Raw genomic sequence first — 24,606 nt, forward strand, 5'->3', positions numbered from 1 at the left:
TGCGGAGAGATATTATGACTTTTGACAGCGTATTTATGGCAACCCTAGCTGCAATATTATTGACATTAGCAGCACACGTAATTGCACGTGTATTAGCACGTAAATTATCATGGTTACCGATGGTCATTACCGCACTTGTCCTAGTACTTGTTTTCCTATTTTTACTGCAGTGGGATTACAACAACTATTACAGCGCGGCAAAACCTGTATTTGACCATCTGTTGGGATATGTGACAGTACTTCTGGCTGTGCCATTGGCGGCGATGAATTTCAAAGGCTTACCAGTTAAAAAACTCACCTTAATTGTCGCTATCGCTAGCGTCGTTGGCGCATTACTGCCTATGTCACTGGCCTATTTATTTTCGCTCAGTCATGAGACCCTATTGGCTTTCGCTACCCGTTCTGTTACGACGCCTATTGGCTTGAGTGTCGCAGATTTAATCAAAGCACCACTGGCAATGGCTAACCTAATTATCATCGTCTCAGGTCTGATAGGTGGTACGGTCGCTCGCTTTTTGTTCCGCGGTATCAATGACGACCGTGCTAAAGGTCTAGCACTGGGGTTAGCGGCTCACGCGTTTGGTACAGTAGAAGCTTGGCAAATCAGTCATACAGCAGGACGTTATGCTGCATTTGGTTTGGCAGTGAACGGGTTGGTTACCGCGGTTTGGGTGCCTATTTTTATCAGTGCTATCGGTATCTAGTCATCACTGAAAGCCTACCTAAACTACTCTTATATTTTTAAAAACCTAACCATTAATAGGCTTATCTACTGTTAATGTCAGATTGAAAATCACCTCGATTATTCAAATGTCATTATTATTTCTTAAAACATTGAGACACTTTATTTGTCTAAATTTATCAACTCAAAAAACCTACTACAAATGGCTCATTAAATCACTTAGAAAAGTTAGCATATTGATTTATCTAAGGTTATTTAATAATAAAAATCTGATTTTACAACTTAGTTTGTCAATCTGATGCGCCAAAAAGTTATTATATGTTATAGTAAGCAACTATTATTTTTTGTATCTATTGCAAGTGGTTCCTTATTGAAAGTGATAATTGCTAAGCTGCTGTCTTCACAGTGGGCTAAATAATTCTGCAAAATCAGTAACCGCTTAAGCGCCTAAATCAATGCATATGTAGGCAAAACAATTTGCTGTTATTCGATAAAAAGTGATTTTACTATGATAAATACGGCTACTTTAATGACTCGCTGCTTATCTCCCCTTTTACTAAGTGCCATTGCTCTTTCGACCTTTTCTGTCGCTGCCAATGCAGGCAACATGTATATCTACAAAGACAAAGGTGGACAAGTGCTGTTGACCAACGTCAATCCTAGTGGAAATTTTGATAAGTTCACGAAAAAAGTAAAAGTAACTTATTATAAAGACTCTAAGATGTATGACGGAAGCAGCGATAGCTATGGTAGCAGTGCCGCTAGCAACAGCGGAAGTCGCAACTCTTACGACAGCTACATTCGTGCGTCCGCTGAACGCAACGGTGTGGACCCTGCCCTAATGAAAGCGATGATGCATACTGAATCAGCTTTCAATCCAAATGCACGTTCACCAGTAGGCGCACAAGGTCTGATGCAGTTGATGCCAGCAACTGCGCGCCGCTTCAATGTGAGCAACCCTTGGAACCCTGCAGATAATATCGAAGGATCAGCCAAATATATCGCGTGGCTCATGCGCCGCTTCAATAACAATGTCGAACATGCTGTCGCAGGCTACAATGCGGGCGAAGGCAATGTCGATAAATATGGTGGCATCCCTCCATTCAAAGAAACACGTAACTATGTTCAAAGAGTGATGAGCCGTTATCATAGCCTGTATAAAAACGATGCCGGACTGTTTGGTGCAAGTATCAGTGCTAACAATCAAACCAGTAGCACTAGTACAAGTAGTGGCTTACAAAATGTCAGTTACGGCACCAGCAGCAATGTGAATAGTGCCAGCTATGCCAACTCAGCCTATGCTGCTTTACGCTAAGCCAATTATCTAAAAGTCAGGCATAAAAAAGCCCATTAATTCGTTAATGGGCTTTTTTATGTTTGGATGCTTTATATCTTGATGCATTAAGAGTAATAAAGCCAAACTGTGAGCCACAATTAAGGACTCACAGCCTGATCCAACACTATTTGGTACTTACTTGTTAGCAGCCTGAGTTGCAGCAACTTCAGCAGCGAAGTCTTCTTGCTTCTTCTCGATGCCTTCACCAACTTCTAGACGTTTGAAGCCAAGTACTTTTACGTTTTCAGCTTTTAGGACTTCGCCAACTTTCTTGTCGTTGTCCATAACGTATGGCTGACGTAGTAAAGTTACTTCGTCTAGGTACTTACGTAGGCCACCTTCGATCATTTTTTCAACGATGTTGTCAGGCTTGCCAGACTCACGAGCTTTTGCTTCGATGATGTCTTTTTCGCGTGCCAATACGTCAGCAGCAACATCTTCGTCATCTACAGCAACAGGGTTGAATGCAGCGATATGCATAGCAAGGTTTTTACCAGTGTCAGCGTCACCACCTTCAAAAGATACAACTACACCGATACGTAGACCATGACGGTATGCAGCGATGTTAGCACCTTCAAGGGTTTCAACACGGCGAATCTGGATGTTTTCACCGATTTTTTGTACTAGAGATACACGTGCTTCTTCAACAGTCTGACCTTCGCCATAAGACAATTCAGAGATAGCAGCAACGTCAGTTACGTTGTTTTCTAGTGCAAGGTTAGCAACTTTTTCTGCAAATGCAGTGAAGCTGTCATCTTTTGCAACGAAATCAGTCTGGCAGTTAACTTCTAACAAGAATGCTTTGTTCTCGCCTTGAGCGATGATGATAGCGCCGTCAGCTGCGATGTTACCCGCTTTTTTAGCTGCTTTAGCTTGACCAGATTTACGTAGGTTATCAATGGCAACTTCAACATCACCGTTTGATTCTTCTAACGCTTTTTTACATTCCATCATGCCAAGACCAGTACGGTCACGCAATTCTTTTACCATTTTGGCAGATACTTTTACTTCTGTCATAAGAGTCACCTTAGTATAGTTATGTATAGGAGTGCTGTATTTCTAAATGCTGTATTTCTATTCGATATCTTAGTATTACTTAAAATCTAGCAGACAGCTCGTCTTGAACGATTACTAATATAGCCATAAATGATGTCAAACAAATAACATCTCTATAATATAGCGATATGACCAGTAGGAACGATAATACTCGCTTAATAGCTGCTCGCTTATATGCATGGCATTATTAATAAGGCTTTATTCAATAACAAGGCATGACGAGTAAAACTACATCATGCCTATTATGAGCTTATACGCTGTTCAAAACATTATATGGATGCTGATAGATACACTATCAAGACATCCTTACAAAGTTAAACTTTTTAAGTCAGCTACTTATTCTGCTGGAGTTGCAGCAGCTTCTTCTGCAGCTGGCGCTTCTTCAGTTGCAGCAGGTGCTTGCTCAGCTTTACCACCAGCTTGAGTTTGTGCGTATTCTTTACCAGCGATGATAGCATCAGCCATAGAAGTTACGTACAAAGTCACAGCACGGATAGCATCATCGTTAGCTGGGATGATGTAATCAACGTTGTCTGGGCTAGAGTTAGTATCAACGATACCGATAACTGGGATACCCAAGTTCTTGGCTTCTTTAATAGCGATAGCTTCGTGATCTACGTCTACTACGAAGATAGCGTCAGGTAGGCCGCCCATGTCTTTGATACCACCTAGTGAACGCTCAAGTTTTTCCATATCGCGAGTACGCTCTAGCGCTTCACGCTTAGTTAGCTTAGCGAAAGTACCGTCTTCTGCTTGCTTTTCTAGCTCTTTTAGACGGTTGATTGACTGGCGTAGAGTTTTCCAGTTAGTCAACATACCACCTAACCAGCGATGGTCAACGTATGGCATGCCAGCGCGAGCTGCTTGCTCACGTACGATACCGCTTGCAGCGCGTTTAGTACCAACAAATAATACTTTGTTTTTCTTAGCAGCTAGGCCGTTTACGTAAGTCAACGCTTCGTTGAACGCTTTTACGGTGTGCTCTAAGTTGATGATATGGATTTTGTTACGTGCGCCAAAGATGTATGGACCCATTTTTGGGTTCCAAAAACGTGTTTGGTGACCAAAGTGAGCGCCTGCTTGTAGTAAGTCGCGCATTTCGATTTTGGTTGGATTCTTTGTAGCCATGAGAATATATCCTATTGGTTGGGTTATGCCTCCACATCACAAAAACAGCCTATTTAGCGACACGCATCTGCTACCGGTTAGTTTTCATTAGTAAAGCACTAACAGATCACAAATTAATCAAGTCGCCAAACACCCAGCAATTTTTTGCCATGATGTGTGTGTCATTGGTTGGTTTAAAAAAAGAAGCTATCGCTAGATTGAAGCAGATGCCCAAATCTAAACTATAAAAAAATAGCTGCGCTGTATTTTATCACATAACGTCTTGGAATCTCCAGCAGTTTGTTCGTAGCGTATCAATAAGATAAAAACAAAATATGGCGATAACAAAACAAAAAAAGCGACACATTTGCATCGCTTTTTTATGATTATCTTTTTAATAGCTATTTTTCAAGCAAGGTCAACACTGTCACTCTTTTATAGTTATCACTCGTTTATAGAGGACTGACTATAACTTATGCAATGCAAATACCAATGACCGCCTTGTAACCACGCCACGTAAATGGTGTGATATAGCTTTGACGATCTTTAGGCAGATAAGACACGCTTGGCGCACTCTCAACAATGTGCGGCGGCGAGATAATAAACTCTGAACCAAACTCTGTCCGAGCGTTACCTGAGATTGTATTGGCCATTTCACCCAACAAATCTTTCATCATCGTGATTGAAGAGTCAGGCTCGCCCATCACTTTGATGACTTCTCGCAACATCACGCTTGGTGCACTGACATAGACGCAGCCTTCTAAAGGGCCCGATATCTTAATGACACCGCTATAATCAAAGCCAATCGCGCTTTTGTTGTTGTTCAAGTAAGGGGTATCAATTGACACTTCCGAGCCATCGATTTGCGCAAAAAATGCATTGATCGAGCTTAGAAATACACCCAGTTTTTCTACTTTAACCATAATATATTAATATCCATCTGTATTACGTGGCAGCATTAGTCTTGCAAACAAACCACAATCTCGCCTACTTGAGAATGCCAAGTGATGGGGATGATAAAAGAACGCTCATCGTTCGGCAATACAATACTTTGCGGCGCACCTTTGAACACAAATGGTACAGAGATATGAAACTCTGAGCCAAACTCTTTGCGTGCATTGCCTGCGATGGTATTGGCCACTTCCCCAGCCAGATCTACATAGTTCTCTTCACTTTTATCGGTTTCGCCCATGCTGTCTAAGATTGAAGACAGTAAGTCACGCGTCGCCGAAAAATATACCACGCCTTTTTGGCCACCAGATATACCAATCACGCCCGTATAATCGTGGACTTTTGGCTGTTTGTTTTCTAGTAAGTAAGGGGTATCGGCAATAAGCTCTTCTCCACCAAACTGGTCAAAATAATTACTAATAATACTTAAAAAAATCTGTAGCTTTTGCTCTTTCATAATGACATCTGCTTTGGTCGATGAATGGTGTTAGTCTTGCATCAGCTCATACAAAGACTCGACAAGCTCCTCTTCTGAGAAGGGCTTGCACAAAAAGCCGCTGGCACCCAATGATAATGCCTCAATGCCGGTGGCTTTATCCGATAACGCTGATACCACTAAAATGCGTACTTCAGGATCAATCGCGATGATTTTTTCAATACATTCTAGCCCATCCATTTGTGGCATGGTTAAGTCCATGGTGATCACATCAGGACGATGGACATTGAACTTTTCGATGGCTTGAACACCGCTGGTCGCTGTCGCAACCAACATGAACTTTCCTGAATCGTATGCGCGCTGAATACGGTTTCTAATAATATTTGAATCATCAACAATCATTAACTTATGCATAACTTATCTACTACCTTTAATGAAGTGCTTGTCGTCCCTGACAATATAATTACTATTTTGATTAAGCTTTAGGTAAAGTAATGACAAACCGTGTCATCTGACCCAGCTCGCTATTTACGTTAAGCTTGCCATCATACTCTTTTACTTTTGCTTTGATGATATCAAGTCCAACACCGCGACCACCATCTTCATCTGCGTGCTCTTTGGTAGAGAATCCAGAAGAGAACAGCTGTTTGAGCAAGTCGCCTTTACTAAGCTGATTTGCCTCTTCCGTACCGAAACGACCTTCTTTAATCAGCTTATTACGGATGCTGTCGTAGTTGATGCCTTGTCCGTCGTCTTGCACAACCAACATAAAGTTTGAACCGTTGTCCTGCACTTCCAAATCTATGGTCCCAATGTCAGTTTTGCCAGTAGTATGACGCACACTTGGCGACTCGATACCATGGACTACCGCATTACGCAGCAACTGAATACTGATTTCTTTGATTGGCTTTGCAAGATGCACTGGAATACTGGTTTGGGTTAGCGTCGTACTTTTTAGCTGTACTTGCTTGCCTTGTCTGGCAGCAATCTCTTTTGTGAATTCATTGTAAAAAGACAATAAATCGTCATCTGCTTCATTGTCTAAGTCGATATCTAACCCACCATCAAAGTCAGCATTGCTAGCTGTATGGTCTGCTACTGGATTTTGAGTAGTGACTGGTGCTTGTACAGTTGACGACTTCGCTGCTGTGGGTGCTGAGCGGTTGATACGCTCACCCAACGTCGCAATCGTGTTCGATAAGCTAAGCAAATCATCCAAATGTACTGCCAATGGTAAGAAGTCATTGCCAGACAACTGACCTTGGTTTTGCAATGCATGTAACTTGTCTTCAGCATCAGAAGCAATCTTCGTAAAGCTGTGTAGTTTTAGTGCTGACGCCTCGCCTTTTAAGCTGTGCATTTCACGATAAATAGCTTTTAATTTGCCTTCAAGCTCATATTGTGAGCTACCAGGATTTTTCAAGATATTATTCATTTTCTCGATATGCGCTTGAGTATTACCAATAAACTCATTAATAATCTTTGGATTCACATTTAAGATAGTCGTTAACATCTCAATCTGCATATCGTTTTGCGAACGCTCTTTTTCTAGGCGCTGTTCTAAGTAGACTGCATCTGATACATCGTTAACGTTGACCAAGATACGAGCAATGTCTTTATTGTCATAAACACGTGAGAATTTAAAATCTAAGAAGCGATTATCAAGACTCTTGTCTTCAGATAGGTTATGTAGCATGACCTTGTGTAATGGGTTAAGTGAATCTACCAGTTTTTCTTTAACGCGAGGGTTATAGAGCTGCTCAATAAATTGCTGGGTGGTCTTAAGGTCTTTATCAGAGATACGACCACGCAAGACATTGGTAAAGTTTTCCCCTGCCAAGCGATCAGAGCCGATGATATTGTTCAGCGCACGAGAATGCTGTTGACCAATATTCAAGTCTTTATCAAGTAGGAAAAGACCCGTATTTACCGTTTCCATAATCTCTTGCGTTTCTTGGCGAGCGGCAAGTGCTTCAGCATCCGTCTCACGTAAACGACGTACAAAGAAGAATACGAAGATTAGGAAGTAGGTAAAGATAGCGGCAACACCAAGTACCTGAATAAGACGAATGGTCGTTGCTTGACGTTCTGCACTATTAAATACGTCTTTGGTTAGATTATCCAAAGAATCGTTAATAAACAAACTTGATGTCTTAGCCTGCTCAACTGCTTGAGTCAATTCATCAGCAGAAGGCACCATGACGTTGTCAGCATCTTTTAAGTATGCTTGAATTTTGGGCTCTAGTGTTTTCCACTGCTCGTTGGCCGCAGCAATATTGGTTTGTGCTTGACCATCAATTTTTGGCAAGTCATAGCTATTACCTTCTGCATCTGTAATTGTACTGCCTTGCTCAATGGCAGTGATAGAGCTGGTGATTAGCGCAGTGTTTTGCTCTAAACGGCTTAGCACTCGCTGTATGTGTGGAGAGTTAGTATCCTCACCATAACTGCTGTCCAAGTCGAAAAGATCTTTAATTACCGCCTGTGCACTGTTTGCCACTTGGTTAGTTTGGTCAATTAAAGCCGTGTTTCTTTCTAATAAGTTTGAGGTATAAAACGTGAACGCTAGCAAAGCACCGATTAGAGATAAGAATAGTGCAATTGAAATAATCAGACCTTGATAGCGCTTATTGTCGACATTAGGTACGGTTGCCATCTTCAGAATTCCTTAGTTCACTTGCTTAGTATTAGTATCAGAATCACTTTCTTCAGCAGTCTCTGCTGCGCCCAACCAACGATTCTCAATCTCTTTAAACGTTCCTTTTTGTTTAAGCTTTGCAATACCTTCATTAACCGTTTTGATAAGCTGAGTATTTTCTTTTGCCATGAGCACCACTTGCTGGGCTGAAGGTGCATCTGCAGCTTCATAGGGTACAATTTTCACTTTATGCTCAGGATAGCCTTTGACGATATATTGCAAGACTGGCATATCGTACAAGAAGACATCCGTATTACCTTGAACCAAATCCTGATACGCCAAAAATGCTGTAGGTCTCGAAATTAGCTCCACTGAACTACCTATCTCTTTTAGCGTGTCTTCTTCTTTAGAGCCTTCTAACGTACCTGCTTTTAGACCTTTTATATCGTTTAAGCCTTTTATATCGAATTTACCCTCCAAATACATGATAGTAGCTGGGTTGAAAAAGTATGGTGTTGATAGACCATATCTCACTGCACGATCGTCTTTGTAAGAAATACCAGAAATCGCTAGATCACGCTTTCCTGATTCGACGCTATCGAACATATCTTGCCAAGTTTCCTTATAAAACTCGACTTTGAATCCCTGCTCTTCACCAATAGCACGAATTGAATCAACATCAGTGCCTTGCATATTGCCATAGTCATCTTGGAACGAAAAAGGCGGCAAATCACCAGTCATGGCAACTTTCAATGTTGGCGCTGTATCAGGTAGCTTACTCACAAAGCTATCTGTGTTTTCCTTTACTGGTGCGTTTGCACTTTCTTGAGTAGCAGAATTACCACAGCCAAATAGGCCAACACTCAACAAAATTGGTAACGCTCGATATAACTGCTTCATAATCTATCCTTGAAACCTAACGTTGTTTTACATTTTAATTAATTGACAATCTAGCAAGGTTAAGCAATGTCTATACATATTTACTTACAGAAAGTTACATTAGATAATACTTACCTAATTTTGCGATTGCAATAATTATGTTTGGTCATTATTTAGAGTTAGTTATATATATAAAATACAGCATATAATTCGGAACAACTTATGTTTGCTAAAGTCTGATAACCGTTGCTACTTAAAGTCTCTATAAGACTTGATCCTTAACTGAATAATTATTCAACACAAAAAAAGCACTCATACGCTGTGAACGTATGAGTGCTTTTTTAAAATACAGTTAACTTAAAATAGAGATGCTTTTACTCTGCATCGTCCAAATTGAGATTACGATCAATTTTCCAAATCAGGAAAGAACCGAAACTCATTAATGAGAACAGGGCAATGCCAACCTTGAGAACTGGGTTGACTGGAAACAGGTTTAATAATAAACCGCCGAAGATACCGACTGAAAACATCAGCGAGCCTTGTAGTGCACTTGCCATACCAGCACGGCGTTTCTGAAAAGCGAGCGCAATTGCAGAAGCATTGGGTTGGGTCAGACCCAATCCTGCGATACAAAAGAAAATACAAGCCAGTACTAGTGGCAACCAAGCATCCGTCCCTAAAAGCAAACCAGTCACGAATAGCACACCCGCAGAGATAACCTGCATCATTGCCCCAAATCGCAAAATACTTAGTATTCGAAAGCGATTGGTAAGCCATTGGTTAAGCTGAGTCAAACCTACAAAACCTGCCGCATTCATTCCGAACAACCAACCAAAATGCGTCGCTGAGACGCCATAGGTATCCATGATTAATTCAGAAGCCGAGCTGATATAGACAAACATTGCTCCCATTAACAATCCGCCACCAATTGCTGGGTAATTAAAAGTCGGATCTTTTAACAAATCCCAATATTGACTGAGCACTTCTCTTGCAGGGCGTACATTGCGATTTTCTTCAGTTAAAGTTTCAAAAAAGAAAAACTTAGTAAGTAGCAAGTTGAGAGCGCCAAATGCAGCTAAGAACCAAAAGATAGAGTGCCAATCAAAAAACTGTAAGAATAGCGCGCCAAGCGATGGTGCCAATATGGGTGCTAAGCCCATCACTAAAATCATGATGGAAAAAGCTTTTGCCGTTTGTTTGGCAGTGAGGCGATCTCGAATCGCAGCGCGAGTAACTACTGCACCGACGCACGCGCCCAACGCTTGTAAAGTACGGCCTGCAAACAGTACGTACTCATTGTCAGTGGTCGCACAAAGGATAGAAGCGATAACATATAACGTCATGCCTATATATAAAGGTTTGACACGGCCGACACGATCACTAAAAGGTCCGTAAAATAGCTGCCCAAATACCAAACCTAAAAAGTATGCAGGAACAGAGTTGGCCATAAATGCCGTTGAAACACCGAAATCATCAGCCATCGATGGCAGTGCTGGCAGATACATATCAATTGATAATGGCCCTACCGCAACCATCAGTCCAAGCATCATAATCCATGCAACAGGCAAATCAGCAGAGCGCACTCGCTCAGAAGCGATAGGTTTGTTTGGAAGGGAGGGTTTTGAAGCAGACATATTTAGACCGTTTTATATAGTGGCTATTATTTTTAATATTTTATTTTTCGACGTTTAATTGCTTGCACGTGTTTTTAGGTAGGCTTTCATCGTTTTACTGGCTTATCCAGTAATCAAAATAGATACCTTTAACAACAATAGTGCATCTTTACCCACATCGGTGCAAGCAGACAATGCTATATCGTGCTATCTGCTTGCATTTCAATGGCTATAAGATATTGGCGAAACAACCGCTAACAATTAAAACTCGTCGAAAGAACTTATCAAAATATGTCTGGTGTTCTTAGATAATAGCCCTCTTACATTAAAGCGAGTCAAATAAAAAACAGAACTAGCAAAGTTGCTAGTGGAAAAAATTTAGCGGAATTGACGTTTGGCAAATAAAGTACTGGCTTGCTTTGCTTTTCTGAGAGCAAGCTTACGATTGCGACCAAGCATCATTTTAAGCTGCCATGCTTTTTCTTTATATAGAGTCTTAGCAGGTTGATCATACATCGCATTTATCACGCGTTTGCTTGCTAGCACTGCATCAGGAGAGCGCTCTGCAAACTCAGCAGCAAGTTTTTGTGCCTGTTCAAGAGGTGCTTCACTACAATGGCTAATCAAGCCTAACTCTTTGCCTTGATTAGCATCGATGATACGAGCGCTCATGGCGAGTTCTTTTAGAGTGTCTTCTCGTAGGACCCCAAATGCTGATTGGGTCAGTCCCATATCTGGCACTAACCCCCATTTAGCTTCCATAATAGATAGTTGACAGTCAGGGTGACTGACACGTACGTCACAAGCCAATGCCAACTGTAGTCCAGCGCCGATACAATACCCTTCCAATACCGCTATGACAGGCACTGGCAGATCACGCCATACCAAGCATACTCGTTGGAACGCACTTTGCCATGGTTTAATCAATTCCCAAAGCGCAAATGCTGTGTTCTTTGGATGATTTAAGTCTCCTAAGTCAATCCCTGCACAAAAAGTCCCCTCTGCCCCATTTAGAATGACTGCGCGTATGGTTCTGTCTTTGCTAATACGACCTGCCAGCTTAATCAGCTCATTGATTACCTGAAAGCTCATGGCATTTTTTTTATGTGGACGATTTAAGGTAACCGTCAGTATGTTGTCTGTAATACTAACTTGTAAGGTCTCATACTGGTAACTTGCAATCGCGTTCATAACAATCCTTATTAATGAATAAAATAAATATGGTGCTGATATTCACAATATTAGCAGGCTTGTCTTTGTTGTACCGTAGTAATAACTGACTGCCACGATACTATAGTCAGTTTCATATACAGCAGATATAGATTGTCTAGTTGATAGCGACTAGCAAATTTAACGAAGTTACTTATCGATCTCTGAACCTGAATGATTCTGACCTTATTACCTCATCTTCAACTTATATCATTTTCCACGTCATGTCATTTTCGCTTAAGCGATGATAATTAAGCTGCGGATAAGATGATAAATCTACCTTTTGCAGGTTGTCTAGCGCCGTTAATAATGCCTCATAATAAGGCTCAATCATTGCAAATTGCACAGGTGTCGTATGCTGTACATTCAGCAGACACTTATCTTCCAAATCTTGGCTGGCCTGACGCAATTGTGGTACACCCGTATATCGACTACCGCCCAATATACGATGGGCAATTTGTGCCAGCATATTGCGGTCATGAGCTTCCCATGCCTGAATAAGCGCCTGTTTTTCATCATTGATAGTATCGATCATCATGATAATAAGCTTGGCCGCCAATTCAGGTTTGTTCGCTGAACGAGTGAGCGCATCTTGCCAATCTAAAATGTTTGAGGTATCGCTTTTGCTTATATTATTTTGGCTAAGGTCATTGTTGATTTGCTCGTGTAGAGTCGAATTAGCGTTAGTTGCACTATCATGAGAGCTTTGGTCTTGAGAGCTTCTATCTGGAGAGTTGTCGATAGATTTTGTTGTTAATTGTAGTAGTGGTGACTGACCTTGTTTTTGTAGACGTAAGCTTTCATAGCGCGGCTGAATATCACGCGCAGTATCTCGTCTATAGCCGTCACGAGGCTGGCTATCACGCAGATAATCATCACGGATTTTTTTCAAGGATAGTGGACGGGTAATTTTCGGCTCGCTACTGACAGAAGTGCTGTTACGATCTACTCCGTCTCCTCTTATTATTGGATAAGTAGAGGTTGAGTCATCTGAAGACATACCTGAACTGGCTTGAGACTCTTTATTATTTACCTTGTTAGAGAGCAAGTCGTTCGATAAATCATTGTCATTGATTGAGTAACCACGCAGCGAGTCAATAGGAGTTAACTCAGCCCCTGTTGGGTCGGTACCCTTTACGTTAGCACCTTGTACATTAGCATCTTGTAAATTATCACTCTGCAAATCTGGATGCTGTAAGCCAAAGCTCTGCAAATCTGTATCGGGCAATGCGGTCAATTGTGGTGTGGTACTCTTGCGACCAAGCCATTTCTGTAGCACTTGCAATAACTGAGGTTGACTAATAGGTTTGCCGACATAGTCATTGATACCGCTGGCTATAAGTTTGTCACGTTCATCTGCCAACCCATGCGCGGTCAGAGCGATAATAGGGATACGACTATCCGCATTTTCGATATTTCGAATCTGCTTAGCTGCCTCATGACCTGACATACGCGGCATTTGAATATCCATAAATATCAAATCAATATTGTCTTTGTCTTGCGTAGCTGCTTTATCGTCAGCGATCGTGTCTTCATGATAGAACGCGCTATTTGCTTTCTTATTTATCTCATCACGTGTTTCTGCTTTAGAGAGTTGCGTTTTATTCGATAGGCTTTGCTTATCGCTCTTGGTAGTTTTGATGTTTTTGGTCTGTTGTTTACTGATAATCTCGATAGCATCAAACCCACTGCTCGCTGTGACTACCTGAATCCCTAGCTCGCTCAGTAGAGCATCAAGCACTAATAAATTAGGCAAATGATCATCAACTGCCAGTACCGTGACCCCTTTCCAGCGTGGTTCCTGCAAGCTTTGCGGTGTACTACGGCTTTGAGTATCGAGCATCGCATAGAGTTGTCTTTTGTCTAATGGTTCGTACAGTATATTGGCATGATAGCGGTTTAGCAGTGCTTGATCAGCCGCCACTTGATAGCCAAACACAGCAAGCTTGCCTTGATAATGCAGACGAATTTGCTTGAGGAGCGCCATCATATCGTCTTGCGTGTCATCATCAACGATGACCCAATCCCAATAATTACCATGCTCTTTTAATGACTCAAGCACACCCGGTAATGAGTTGGCTTGAGTCAATTTAATCGGTAAATATTGCAAGCTAGCCTTTAGTACTTGTATCGAAGCGGTATGATTAATCCAAACCAGTACATTAAATTCATCGGTCTCGCTCGCCAGTGGCGCTAATACTGGCAATTCAATCGTCTGTCCTGTGGCCGCCTCTAGCACGTCGACATGGGCTGGCATGCGAAACCAAAAAGTCGCGCCTTGGTTGGCAATATTCTCTTGCGCATTATCATGAAATCCAATATCACCGCCCATCAAGCGCGTTAACTGTTTGGAGATGACCAGACCCAACCCTGTACCACCATACTGACGCGTGATTGATGGATCGCCTTGGCTAAAGCTTTGGAACAGCATTTTTTGATCTGCCAGAGAAATGCCTTTTCCGCTATCTTGCACACTAATCATCAGATAATTATCACGGTGGTCATCTAAGCTCACACGCACCACCACATCACCACTATCCGTAAATTTAATGGCATTACCAACGATATTGGTCAATACTTGCTTAAGACGTAACGCATCGCCGTTGATGCGCATCGGCACATCATTGTAAAACAGTACTGCCATGCGCAAACCCTTCTCCGCAGAGACAGGAGATAGCATATCAACCACATCATAAATAGTGTCATAAAGATCAAATTCATGACGATCCAGTACTAGCTTGCCTGCCTCAATTTTAGAAAAATCTAAGACATCATTTACCAAAGCGAGCAAGTGTGCTGAGGACTTACGTATGGTCTGTACATACAAGTCCTGCTCAGGATTGAGCTCGCCATGACGTGCCAGCAAGTTAATAAAACCATCGATACTGTTCAATGGTGTACGCAGTTCATGACTGATATTGGCTAAAAACGCAGATTTTGCTTGGCTGGTTGAAATAGCTGCATCACGTGCATTTCGAATAGAGATGTTTTGCATCTCCATCTCATCAAATGCCAAACGTAAATCATCCTCAGTTTGCTCGGCATGGTCTTTGAGCTCTTGAAAGCTTCTATGTAAGCGGCGCAACGTTCTGACTAGATCTTGCTGTAATAGATTCAGTTCACCATCTGACTCAACGGGTACAGGTTGGTATAAATTATCGACATGGGTACGCTGCAACTGCAAACGCAGCTCATAAATGGGGGCAATCCAACGTTTCGAATAGATATTTAGACTCAATAGTAGAATCAGGATAGTAAACAAACCAGTAATCACTAACGCCATCGCAATACGGTAGCGTGCAATGTAGAGCGGCTCGTTATCCATATCGACAAGTAACCACAATGTCTGCCCTTCAAACTCTCCCAATACACTGCCATACGCTGTGCCTACAGGCGTTGGTCGTTGTGACAAAAAGCTTGCGGAATCACTGATTAGCGGCCATTCTTCATTGAGACCATAACCGACTGTTGCTAGTATTTGATTGCCTTCATTAATAATAGCAATGCGCTGTACATGCTGCTCAGACTGCATACGTCCAAGCTTATCTTGGATACCCTCTAGCGTCGTCATTGCCGCTTGCTGGGTCCTCTCAGCACTACTCCCTACTTGCTGGCGCTCTTGTTCTAGCAGCTCAGGAATCAGTTCAGCTATGACTGGTGTATAACGAATAAGTACCGCTTCGGCCAATACTTCTTGCTCCGAGTCGCTTGCACGCATGGTTTCGTGAAATACCAAAATGCCGCCTACTGCTGCCAACACACAGATAGGCAAAAACACCAGTATGATCAGCTGACCATAAGCACTACTGGTATCGAAACGTTTTTTATATGCCATGCTAGGTCTACTCTCTACTAAGGTTCTTGCCGTGAATTTTCGTAATAATGTCAGTATTTGTGATACTTGCAGCGCATCATCTCAGAGCATCTGGGTAAGGCGCTATTTTTAATGAAGCCACTAATTGTTAATAAAGTAATTGGTTCTGATAAGACAATTGATATACAACTCAAGATTATCTTAACAGGATTCTATAAGTTCTGGTTAGGCATTCCATGTGATGAATAACGTTATAATTAGAGTGCCAACCACTCTGTGTTAAAGAGAATATGGCTTTAAGCAATGGTCCTACTTTTGCAACCCTCAACGTAACATTGATATTGACCTGATACAGTGACTATTAATCCTTGATGCGATAAGCGCAGCTGAAAACAAAATGATATAATAAAGCCACTTTTTATTTACCACAATATATCGCTCATAGTCATAACATATGAGAGCGCACTCTAATGCCTTTCGTTTTTAGCTCGCTTATCACCGTAAACCTATAACCCAAGCGACTGTCTAAAATTATGATCAAACAATAAAAACAGCGCTTCCATCAAAAACAAGCCATTAAAAACATATTTAAAAAATAGAAAAGGATACTTTATGTCCACTACGGCCATGTCAAATGCTAACTTTATTACTCAAATCACTACCCTCGCTGATTGCGTTGGTCAAACGCCGCTGGTACAACTTCAACGCCTGCCTGAGCAAGAGCACATTGCCAATGGTGCCACAGTACTAGCTAAGCTTGAAGGCAATAATCCAGCGGGTTCTGTAAAGGATCGTCCTGCTTTTAATATGATTTATCAAGCAGAACAACGCGGTGATATCAAGCCTGGTGATATGTTGATTGAAGCCACTAGTGGCAATACTGGTATTGCATTGGCCATGGTTGCTGCGATGCGTGGCTACCCGATAACGTTGCTGATGCCAACTAACTCTACCCAAGAGCGTAAAGATGCCATGATTGCTTATGGCGCAAAGCTGATTGAAGTAGACGAAGGTATGGAAGCTGCGCGTGATTTGGCATTACAGATGCAAGCAGATGGCAAAGGGGTTGTATTGGATCAGTTTAATAATCCTGACAATAGCCAAGCACATTACCTGACTACAGGCCCTGAGCTATGGGCACAGACAGAAGGTAAAATTACGCATTTTATTAGCTCAATGGGCACGACAGGTACGATTACCGGTGTGTCACGTTATTTAAAAGAGCAAAATTCAGACGTCAAAATCATTGGCCTACAGCCTGACGAAGAAGCTTCGATTGCTGGTATTCGCCGTTGGCCAGCGGCTTATATGCCAGGTATTTTTGATGCAGACTTGATTGATGAAGTGATGGATATCGATCAGCGTATTGCCGAAGTCTATATGCGTAAGTTGGCGAAGACTGAAGGTATCTTTGCTGGAGTATCTTCGGGCGCAGCTGCATGGGCAGCGACCCAAGTGGCAAAAGAAAATCCTAGTGCTGTTATTGCTTTCATTGTTTGCGATCGTGGCGATCGTTATTTATCAACAGGTTTATATAACGTTGATGATAGTAATACGAACAACAGCAGCGCAGAAGTTAATTAATGCATAAGAAATACCATTTAGTATCGTTAATTTAAAAGAAGTGCAAAGCGGCCAAGTGCAGATGTAATACTTCAAGCAAGGTTAATGTTGTCATTCTTTTATAATGAATTAACTATAAGCTCATAAATAGTCAGGATTATCTATGTCACAAGCGCTACCATCCGACCCTATCTTAGTTTTCGATATCGAGACTGTTGCCGATGTCGATGCAGCACGCCGTATCTATCCGCAATTGGCCGATCTTAACGATGCAGATGCGTTAAGCGCGCTGACAGCCATACGTACACAAGAGGCAGGGCACGACTTTATGCGCTTGCCACTACAGCGTATCGTCTGTATCTCAGCTCTGTATATCAAAGATGGTAAGTTATCGCTATTTTCTTTGACTGCCGATAAATTTAGTGAAAAAGAAATCCTAGCCAAATTCTTTAGAGCGTTTAATGACATTGAGACACTGCCACAACTTATTAGTTGGAATGGCTCAGGCTTTGACATACCTGTACTGATATATCGTGCCATGCAATATGATTTGTCAGCACCATGGCTGTTCGAAGAAGGCGAGCGTATTAAAAACATGCGCTTTGATAATTATGTTAATCGCTTTCATACGCGTCATCTAGACTTGATGGATCGGTTTAGCCAGTACGGTGCCAGCCGCCGCGAAGCTATGGATATCGTCGCAAGTCTGTACGGATTACCCGGTAAAACTGACGTGGATGGCAGCATGGTTGGCGCGCTTGTTGGTAGCGGTGACTGGCAGACCCTATCTATATACTGTGAGTCTGATGTGATGAATACTTGGCTTATTTATTTACGCTGGTTACGTCTAACAGGACAGTTGTCTTCACAAGATTTTGATGCTTGGCAGCAGCAGAGCTATGACTATCTGGCAAAGTATACCCAAGCTGACGGTAGTCCGCGACATCAAGAGTTTATCGCTGACTGGTCATCGGCACCCGAATTATAGAATTCGCATTATTAGTAGTTTTTTATTCCCCTCTTCTAGTTATTTATTATTAAGGCAGGTTTATGCAACCCACCGATTCAAAAACATCTACAGCATCTGATATGGCAGCGCAAAACAGTAACGCTCAAACGAATGAAGCTCAAACAAACGACACCCAAACGATTGTCATTCCGCCGAGTAAGAAAAAATCAAAGCCATCATCAAAGACACGTCGTCGTCTAAAAGATGCAGAGCCAATTCCATTCAATATAGATGGCTTATCACATGATGGTCGCGGTGTTGCTGTGTATGGTAATGGTTTTGACGTTGCTGAAGGTCATGCTGAAGACAAGCATGGCAAAAAGATCTTTGTTAGCTTTGCCCTACCCGGTGAGAGCGCCTTAGTAAAAATAACTAACAGCCGTGCTAGCTTTGAAGAAGGCGATGCCATTAATATCACTGCCAACCCAAACCCTGAACGTGCTGTACCACCCTGCCCGCATTTCGGTACCTGCGGCGGTTGTAACTTGCAACATTGGCAACCAGATGGTCAAATAAACTTCAAGCAGTCGGTACTGGCTGAAATGCTGATGCACCAAGCCAACGCGGAACCGGACAATTGGCTCCCTCCTGTGGTCGGCGATCGTCTTGGCTATCGTACCAAAGCACGTTTGGGCGTACGCTATGTCGTCAAAAAAGAAACCGCGCTTGTCGGCTTTCGTGAGCGCTCAAGTAACTTCTTGGCAGAGCTAAATGAATGTCATATCTTGGATCCGCGTATTGGCTTTGAGATTGAAAACCTAAAAACGCTTATTAGCACTTTAGAAAGCCGTGACAAGATTGCTCAGCTTGAGCTTGCAATGGGTGAGCAACTGCCAGAACTACCTGATGGCAATCAGCCAGTTGCGCTCATCGTACGTAATTTAGAACCGTTGTCAGACGCTGATATAGACAAACTAAAAGTATTTTTCGCAGCGCGTAATTGGCAGCTATATTTGCAGTCGAAAGGCGTTGATAGCATCCAACGTATTGCGTTGACAGACGCTGATGATTTGAGCGAGCAATTTGGGCGTTTATATTATCAATTGCCAGAGTATGATCTGACTTTTGAATTTATCCCTACTGACTTTACTCAAGTAAATCTATCTGTGAACCGTCAGATGACCAAGCTTGCCTGTGACTTATTGGACTTAAAAGCAGGCGAACGCGTACTAGACTTATTCAGTGGTTTAGGTAACTTTAGCTTACCGCTAGCGCGCCTCGTTGGCGAGACAGGCTCAGTAGTCGGTGTCGAAGGCAGTGAGGCCATGACCGAACGTGCTGCTGACAACGCTCGTCGCAACGGTATCAACAATACTGAGTTTTATAGTCAAGATTTGACTCAAGACTGTACTGATAAGCCATGGGCTAACCAAGGCTTTGATGCACTGTTGATTGATCCACCGCGCTCTGGTGCTTGGGAGATTATGCAATATTTGCCAAAATTTAATGCTGAGCGCATTGTTTATGTCTCTTGTAATCCAGCGACCCTTGCTCGTGATACAAAAGCATTGTTAGAACAAGGCTATCGTCTGACTCATGCTGGCGTGATGGATATGTTCTGCCATACGGGTCATGTTGAATCTATCGCTCGCTTTGAAAAAGTAGCAGTTTAACGTTATTAATTTTCAAAAATGATTGATAGCTAGAAATGACTGATAGTTGAACCTGATTAAAGAGACATTTAAGCGTTATTACAATTATCTAAGATAACTCAAAGCTTTGATAAGTTTGTGCTAATAAATAGTCATTATTTAGCGTAATTGACCACAGCCGTACAGAGGCTCGCTTGATTTGTCACTTTAAAATGAGATAATAGTAAACAATCTTCCTATGTTTTTGATGATGTTTCCAATCGCTACATAGCAAGCATTTGCACTCATAGCTTTATATATTTTACGCGCATTTTATAGCTGCTAAAAATAACATTTTCAGCAGTTGTATTGGTTTATAGCTGACGCTTTATGGATCGTTAATTCAGAGTGTGTGCATAGTAGATGAGGTTATAATCAATTCAAAATAGCTAAGAGGAGTCGGCTATGGTAAAAATTCGTGAAGGATTACCGCTGGTGGATGGACAGACCACTCAGGCCGATAGTGCAACACTTGCGGCACAACTGGTGGCGAGCCAACGCTCTCACCAGTCAGCCAATAGCTATGCCCAAATTCCCCTCGACATCAAATACCAGTTGGCAACCCACAAGCTACATACTACTTTTGATCGCTCAGCTGCACACACTTATCATTTGCATGACCCTCACACTGAAGACGAGTATTTGGATGATACCAATGCGCTATCAAACAAAGAGCTTGAGGCAGTCGACTTAGACCAAGCCAATATCGATGTACCTACTTGGCTAGATAATGTGGCCAAGCGTATTGGACAAGAGTCAGTACCCAACCTAAGTGCAGCTTGCGAGTTTATTCGCAGTCATATGAATACCAGTGAATCTGAGCGTTCAGGCGCTTATGTGACCGGTATTGGTATGACTGATATTTTGACCTATCTTTATCAAGATGAAGAAGCACTGGTCGCGGCCATGCTGTATCGCAGTGCGCGCAAATCAATCATTAGTCTCGCTGAAGTTGAAAAAAACTTTGGTCCAGATATTTTGACGCTTGTTAAAGACACCCTTGCAATGGGTAAACTGTCGGAGATTATCGAGAGTAACAAGCGCTTAGAAGACCATTTCGTCAATAATCAGCGTGATCAGCTATCAAATATTTATAGTATGCTCATCTCTGTCACCAACGACGTGCGCGTGGTACTGATAAAACTGGCTGAACGTACTTTCGCCATGCGTGAATTGACGTTTTCTAGGCCAGAGCGTCAAACGCGTGTCGCACGTGAAGTCATGACTATTTATGCGCCATTAGCCCATCGTTTAGGTATTGCACAGTTAAAATGGGAGCTCGAAGATTTAGCTTTCCGTTATCTTGCGCCTGACCGCTATAAAGAAATTGCTAAGCTGCTGTCAGAAAAACGTAGCGAACGTGAGTCCTATATTCAGCGCGTACAAGACAAGCTAAATGAATCATTAGCAGATGCCAGTATCGAAGGCGAAGTATCTGGGCGCGTCAAACATATCTACTCTATTTATCGAAAAATGAAGCTCAAAGGCTTATCGTTCGATCAGCTTTATGACATTCGCGCCTTACGTGTGTTGGTCAATAGCCCTTCTGACTGTTATCACGTTTTAGGCCTAGTACATGGCTTATGGCGTTATATTCCTGAGCAGTTTGATGACTATATTACTAACCCTAAGTCTAATGGTTATCGCTCGCTACATACTGCTGTAATTGCGGAAAATAAGTCACTAGAAGTCCAGATTCGTACTCATGAGATGCACTTTGAGGCCGAGCTTGGCATGTGTGCGCACGTTAATTACAAAGAAGGGCTAAAGAACAAAAAAGACAATTATCTGAATCAAAGAATCAGCTCATTACGCCAATTATTATCTATCAATAACGAAACTCGCAATCAGCCACGCTCAGCTGTTGTAGCGGGCGAAGAAATAGATGATATCGAGTTTGACGAAGAAGAGCAACTCGTTGATTTTGATGAGCTAGAACGTATTTATATCTTTAGTCGTGACGGTGATATTACTGAGCTACCAAAAGGCGCGACCGTTCTTGATTTTGCCTACTATGTGCATACTCAAGTTGGCAACCGTGCACAGGCTGCTCGTGTCAATCAGCGCTATGTGCCACTGACGTATCAGTTGAAAACAGGTGAGCAAGTTGAGATTATCACTAAGGCATCACGTGAGCCCAATCGTGATTGGTTGGTAGCCTCGTTAGGTTATATTCATACCAACCGTGCCCGTTCAAAACTGCGCCAGTGGTTCAATAAGCAAGACCGTGATAAGAATATTGAAATAGGTCGCCAAATGCTTAGCAAAGAGCTTGAGCGCCTATCTGTTCATCCTAATAGTATTGATCTGAACGACTATATTCAGCATTTTCATGTCAATACGACCGACGATATTATTGTAGGGCTGGTGACAGGTGATATTGGCCTTAATCAGTTAACCAGTCATATCTCTCGTCAGCTACACCTTGAACCTGAGATACCACCAGAGAGCTTTGTACCTCATGTAGATAATAGAGATACAGGTAAGCTCGATGCGTATAAAATCCATATCGATGGTTTGGATAATATCGAAATCAATTTGGCAGGTTGTTGTCATCCTGTGCATGGCGAACCGATAGCTGGCTACATCACTTTATCGCGTGGCGTTAGCGTGCATAATCGAGGCTGCCCAGAGTACTTACGTCTGGTCGAGCGTGATCCTGAGCGCAAGATAGAAGCCGCTTGGCAAGTACAGATTGGTCGTTATCAGCCTGTTGATATTCATGTCGAAGCATATGACAGACGCGGTTTGCTACGTGATTTGACACAGATAATTGATAAAGAAAACGTCAATATTCGCCAAGTTCAAACGTTAAGTAATGACGACAATATTGCTTTTTTAAAGTTCCATATTGAAGTCTCAGGCTTAGCACATCTATCTAAGTTGCTCGCAAAATTAGAGCAGCAACATGGTATTTTGCACGCACGCCGTGCAGTCGTGTAAATAAAACCTTAAGCCAGTCGTTGTTTATTCCACAATAGAGTTGTCAAAAAATACTATGCCTGAATTACCTGAAGTAGAAACCACAAAAACCAGCCTTGCACCGTTGTTGGGACAACGGGTGGTTGATGTGCAGGTCTTTCAGCCAAAATTGCGTTGGGCGATGCCAGATGACTTGAATGTCTTAATCAATTACACATTAGATAGTGTGGAACGCCGAGCAAAATACCTGATACTTAATTTTTTGCCCATAGTCACCAATGATTGTGCTTCGGTTTCGGCTGATATGGTCACACCGCGTCAACTACTGATACATTTAGGCATGTCAGGCAGTTTACAACAGCATAGCGATGGTACTGATAAGCGCAAGCATGATCACCTAGTGATTACTTTTGCTGATACGGCTCATACCAAATCGCAACTGCACTTCTATGATCCCAGACGTTTTGGCTCAGTGCTTTGGCATGAAGAATATGGTTCTAAGCTACTGGATCATTTGGGTCCTGAGCCCCTATCTGATGTGTTTACCGCAGATTATCTGTATGGCTTAATTAAACGTATTACAGTACTTGATGGAAATGAGCTCGATAGCAAAGCCGATAATACTCAGCCCAATAAACGACGGCAACCCATTGTTCGAGCGATAAAATCTGTCATCATGGAACAGCAAGTGGTGGTTGGTGTCGGCAATATCTATGCAACAGAAAGCTTATATTTATCAGGCATCCATCCTGCCACTCCTGCCAATCAAATCTCTTATGAGCAAATGGTGATTTTGGTTGATCATATAAAGGATATTTTGAAAAAAGCGATCAAACTTGGTGGCTCAACCCTACGAGACTTTACTGTCGCAAGTGGTCAAACTGGATATTTTCAGCAAACCTTAAATGTTTATGGCAGACAAGGAGAAAGCTGTCTGCATTGCAGTACGACGCTAGAAAACATCAAGCTTACTGGTAGAGCCAGTGTTTATTGTCCAAATTGTCAGCCGTTAAAATAGCTAATAAATGATATCCGATTACTTGTGCTGCGTTTGGATTAAGATAATATTTAGATACAGTATCTACTGTTTGAAAGTATCAAATATTGCCAAAGCTATCACTAGATTATTCTCATTTTTGTTGCTTATTAGCGCGCATCTTGCTTTAATAGTGCTAGCGCTTACATAAATAGTGCGTATCATTTATTTTTCTGTAATATTTAGCCTAATTATTGTTGCCGCAAGATTCCTGTGTGAAGATAGCAGCAGCCATTAATCATAATACTATGAGTTTCAGGATATCGTTATGACTGTTAAAGCAAAAACTCAACGCACAGTTAAGCAGAGATTTTTTACTGTATTGGCAACTCTAGGATTGGTAGCTGCAACTATCCAGCCTACTTTTGCAGCTATAGAAATTGATGAAACTGATTTCGGTCCTTCATATGAAACGATGGTAGTCGATACGATTGTTGGCAAACCACTTCAACTCGTTAATGCGGTAGCTGGAACAGCAGCTTATATCGTAAGCCTACCTTTCTCACTTATTGGTGGTAATGCAGATCAAGCACAGCAGAAGCTATTTGTTGAACCTTGGAATGCGATGGGACGTTGTTTAGGCTGCACAGTTGCAGAAGACAACTATTATAAATCTCAAGTTGTTGATAATAACGTAGTACGTATCGTTGTCGATCAACCATCAGAAATTCTGATTAACACCAATGACTATGTAGTGGTTACTCCATAACAATTTGCTTTTAGT

General features: G+C 42.0%; 18 protein-coding genes. 8 read left to right on the forward strand and 10 right to left on the reverse strand.

Annotation, left to right across the window (positions count from 1 at the left end; all coding sequences use genetic code 11):
* Window positions 1-14: 14 nt before the first annotated feature.
* Together HCZ91_RS08410 and HCZ91_RS08415 are read left to right on the forward strand one after the other, a co-directional pair.
* The gene (locus HCZ91_RS08410) at window positions 15-704 is read left to right on the forward strand and encodes an LrgB family protein (RefSeq protein WP_102094604.1); all 690 of its coding nucleotides are present in this window, start codon (window positions 15-17) and stop codon (window positions 702-704) included.
* Between the two features lie 486 nt (window positions 705-1,190).
* Entirely contained in the window at window positions 1,191-1,997 is an 807-nt protein-coding gene (locus HCZ91_RS08415) for a lytic transglycosylase domain-containing protein (protein WP_179799031.1), read from the forward strand.
* 156 nt (window positions 1,998-2,153) lie between these two features.
* On the opposite strand, the gene tsf is transcribed toward HCZ91_RS08415, so the two are convergent.
* The 10 genes from tsf to HCZ91_RS08465 form a co-directional block, all read right to left on the reverse strand.
* Window positions 2,154-3,035, reverse strand: coding sequence for a translation elongation factor Ts (gene tsf, locus HCZ91_RS08420; RefSeq protein ID WP_179799032.1), 882 nt, complete (start codon window positions 3,033-3,035; stop codon window positions 2,154-2,156).
* 375 nt (window positions 3,036-3,410) lie between these two features.
* The gene (gene rpsB / locus HCZ91_RS08425; protein ID WP_057758431.1) at window positions 3,411-4,202 is read right to left on the reverse strand and encodes a 30S ribosomal protein S2; all 792 of its coding nucleotides are present in this window, start codon (window positions 4,200-4,202) and stop codon (window positions 3,411-3,413) included.
* Between the two features lie 452 nt (window positions 4,203-4,654).
* A complete protein-coding gene (locus HCZ91_RS08430; protein WP_057758429.1) occupies window positions 4,655-5,104 on the reverse strand; it encodes a chemotaxis protein CheX in 450 nt (149 codons plus the stop codon).
* A 35-nt stretch (window positions 5,105-5,139) separates the two neighbouring features.
* Complete coding sequence (locus HCZ91_RS08435; RefSeq protein ID WP_057758427.1) at window positions 5,140-5,589, reverse strand: chemotaxis protein CheX; 450 nt, start codon at window positions 5,587-5,589, stop codon at window positions 5,140-5,142.
* 30 nt (window positions 5,590-5,619) lie between these two features.
* Window positions 5,620-5,982, reverse strand: a complete 363-nt coding sequence (locus HCZ91_RS08440; protein ID WP_057758425.1) for a response regulator — start codon at window positions 5,980-5,982, stop codon at window positions 5,620-5,622.
* A gap of 61 nt (window positions 5,983-6,043) precedes the next feature.
* A complete protein-coding gene (locus HCZ91_RS08445) occupies window positions 6,044-8,224 on the reverse strand; it encodes an ATP-binding protein (protein WP_179799033.1) in 2,181 nt (726 codons plus the stop codon).
* A 12-nt stretch (window positions 8,225-8,236) separates the two neighbouring features.
* On the reverse strand, window positions 8,237-9,106 hold the full coding sequence (locus HCZ91_RS08450) for a transporter substrate-binding domain-containing protein (protein ID WP_179799034.1): 870 nt from the start codon (window positions 9,104-9,106) through the stop codon (window positions 8,237-8,239).
* 353 nt (window positions 9,107-9,459) lie between these two features.
* Complete coding sequence (locus HCZ91_RS08455; RefSeq protein ID WP_179799035.1) at window positions 9,460-10,719, reverse strand: multidrug effflux MFS transporter; 1,260 nt, start codon at window positions 10,717-10,719, stop codon at window positions 9,460-9,462.
* A gap of 357 nt (window positions 10,720-11,076) precedes the next feature.
* The gene (locus HCZ91_RS08460) at window positions 11,077-11,889 is read right to left on the reverse strand and encodes a crotonase/enoyl-CoA hydratase family protein (protein ID WP_179799036.1); all 813 of its coding nucleotides are present in this window, start codon (window positions 11,887-11,889) and stop codon (window positions 11,077-11,079) included.
* Window positions 11,890-12,112: 223 nt separating this feature from the next.
* The gene (locus HCZ91_RS08465) at window positions 12,113-15,742 is read right to left on the reverse strand and encodes an ATP-binding protein (protein WP_179799037.1); all 3,630 of its coding nucleotides are present in this window, start codon (window positions 15,740-15,742) and stop codon (window positions 12,113-12,115) included.
* 606 nt (window positions 15,743-16,348) lie between these two features.
* Here HCZ91_RS08465 and cysM point away from each other — a divergent pair.
* The 6 genes from cysM to HCZ91_RS08495 all read left to right on the forward strand — a co-directional run bounded on the left by cysM (window position 16,349) and on the right by HCZ91_RS08495 (window position 24,591).
* Window positions 16,349-17,305 (forward strand): cysteine synthase CysM, encoded by a 957-nt coding sequence (gene cysM / locus HCZ91_RS08470; protein WP_218870111.1) that lies wholly within the window; start codon window positions 16,349-16,351, stop codon window positions 17,303-17,305.
* Between the two features lie 142 nt (window positions 17,306-17,447).
* Window positions 17,448-18,272, forward strand: coding sequence for a 3'-5' exonuclease (locus tag HCZ91_RS08475; RefSeq protein WP_179799039.1), 825 nt, complete (start codon window positions 17,448-17,450; stop codon window positions 18,270-18,272).
* A 101-nt stretch (window positions 18,273-18,373) separates the two neighbouring features.
* Window positions 18,374-19,906, forward strand: a complete 1,533-nt coding sequence (gene rlmD / locus HCZ91_RS08480) for a 23S rRNA (uracil(1939)-C(5))-methyltransferase RlmD (RefSeq protein ID WP_179799081.1) — start codon at window positions 18,374-18,376, stop codon at window positions 19,904-19,906.
* Between the two features lie 423 nt (window positions 19,907-20,329).
* Window positions 20,330-22,867, forward strand: a complete 2,538-nt coding sequence (locus tag HCZ91_RS08485) for a bifunctional (p)ppGpp synthetase/guanosine-3',5'-bis(diphosphate) 3'-pyrophosphohydrolase (protein WP_101204259.1) — start codon at window positions 20,330-20,332, stop codon at window positions 22,865-22,867.
* A 55-nt stretch (window positions 22,868-22,922) separates the two neighbouring features.
* Window positions 22,923-23,864, forward strand: coding sequence for a bifunctional DNA-formamidopyrimidine glycosylase/DNA-(apurinic or apyrimidinic site) lyase (gene mutM, locus HCZ91_RS08490; RefSeq protein ID WP_179799040.1), 942 nt, complete (start codon window positions 22,923-22,925; stop codon window positions 23,862-23,864).
* A gap of 286 nt (window positions 23,865-24,150) precedes the next feature.
* The gene (locus HCZ91_RS08495; protein WP_101204261.1) at window positions 24,151-24,591 is read left to right on the forward strand and encodes a hypothetical protein; all 441 of its coding nucleotides are present in this window, start codon (window positions 24,151-24,153) and stop codon (window positions 24,589-24,591) included.
* Window positions 24,592-24,606: the final 15 nt, after the last annotated feature.

It is taken from the genome of Psychrobacter sp. BI730 (assembly GCF_013414195.1).
GTDB lineage: Bacteria > Pseudomonadota > Gammaproteobacteria > Pseudomonadales > Moraxellaceae > Psychrobacter.

Coding starts and splice junctions, on each gene's coding strand:
- HCZ91_RS08410 (WP_102094604.1), top strand. CDS start 15: ATGACTTTTGACAGCGTATTTATGGCAACCCTAGCTGCAATATTATTG.
- HCZ91_RS08415 (WP_179799031.1), top strand. CDS start 1,191: ATGATAAATACGGCTACTTTAATGACTCGCTGCTTATCTCCCCTTTTA.
- tsf (WP_179799032.1), bottom strand. CDS start 3,035: ATGACAGAAGTAAAAGTATCTGCCAAAATGGTAAAAGAATTGCGTGAC.
- rpsB (WP_057758431.1), bottom strand. CDS start 4,202: ATGGCTACAAAGAATCCAACCAAAATCGAAATGCGCGACTTACTACAA.
- HCZ91_RS08430 (WP_057758429.1), bottom strand. CDS start 5,104: ATGGTTAAAGTAGAAAAACTGGGTGTATTTCTAAGCTCGATCAATGCA.
- HCZ91_RS08435 (WP_057758427.1), bottom strand. CDS start 5,589: ATGAAAGAGCAAAAGCTACAGATTTTTTTAAGTATTATTAGTAATTAT.
- HCZ91_RS08440 (WP_057758425.1), bottom strand. CDS start 5,982: ATGCATAAGTTAATGATTGTTGATGATTCAAATATTATTAGAAACCGT.
- HCZ91_RS08445 (WP_179799033.1), bottom strand. CDS start 8,224: ATGGCAACCGTACCTAATGTCGACAATAAGCGCTATCAAGGTCTGATT.
- HCZ91_RS08450 (WP_179799034.1), bottom strand. CDS start 9,106: ATGAAGCAGTTATATCGAGCGTTACCAATTTTGTTGAGTGTTGGCCTA.
- HCZ91_RS08455 (WP_179799035.1), bottom strand. CDS start 10,719: ATGTCTGCTTCAAAACCCTCCCTTCCAAACAAACCTATCGCTTCTGAG.
- HCZ91_RS08460 (WP_179799036.1), bottom strand. CDS start 11,889: ATGAACGCGATTGCAAGTTACCAGTATGAGACCTTACAAGTTAGTATT.
- HCZ91_RS08465 (WP_179799037.1), bottom strand. CDS start 15,742: ATGGCATATAAAAAACGTTTCGATACCAGTAGTGCTTATGGTCAGCTG.
- cysM (WP_218870111.1), top strand. CDS start 16,349: ATGTCAAATGCTAACTTTATTACTCAAATCACTACCCTCGCTGATTGC.
- HCZ91_RS08475 (WP_179799039.1), top strand. CDS start 17,448: ATGTCACAAGCGCTACCATCCGACCCTATCTTAGTTTTCGATATCGAG.
- rlmD (WP_179799081.1), top strand. CDS start 18,374: ATGGCAGCGCAAAACAGTAACGCTCAAACGAATGAAGCTCAAACAAAC.
- HCZ91_RS08485 (WP_101204259.1), top strand. CDS start 20,330: ATGGTAAAAATTCGTGAAGGATTACCGCTGGTGGATGGACAGACCACT.
- mutM (WP_179799040.1), top strand. CDS start 22,923: ATGCCTGAATTACCTGAAGTAGAAACCACAAAAACCAGCCTTGCACCG.
- HCZ91_RS08495 (WP_101204261.1), top strand. CDS start 24,151: ATGACTGTTAAAGCAAAAACTCAACGCACAGTTAAGCAGAGATTTTTT.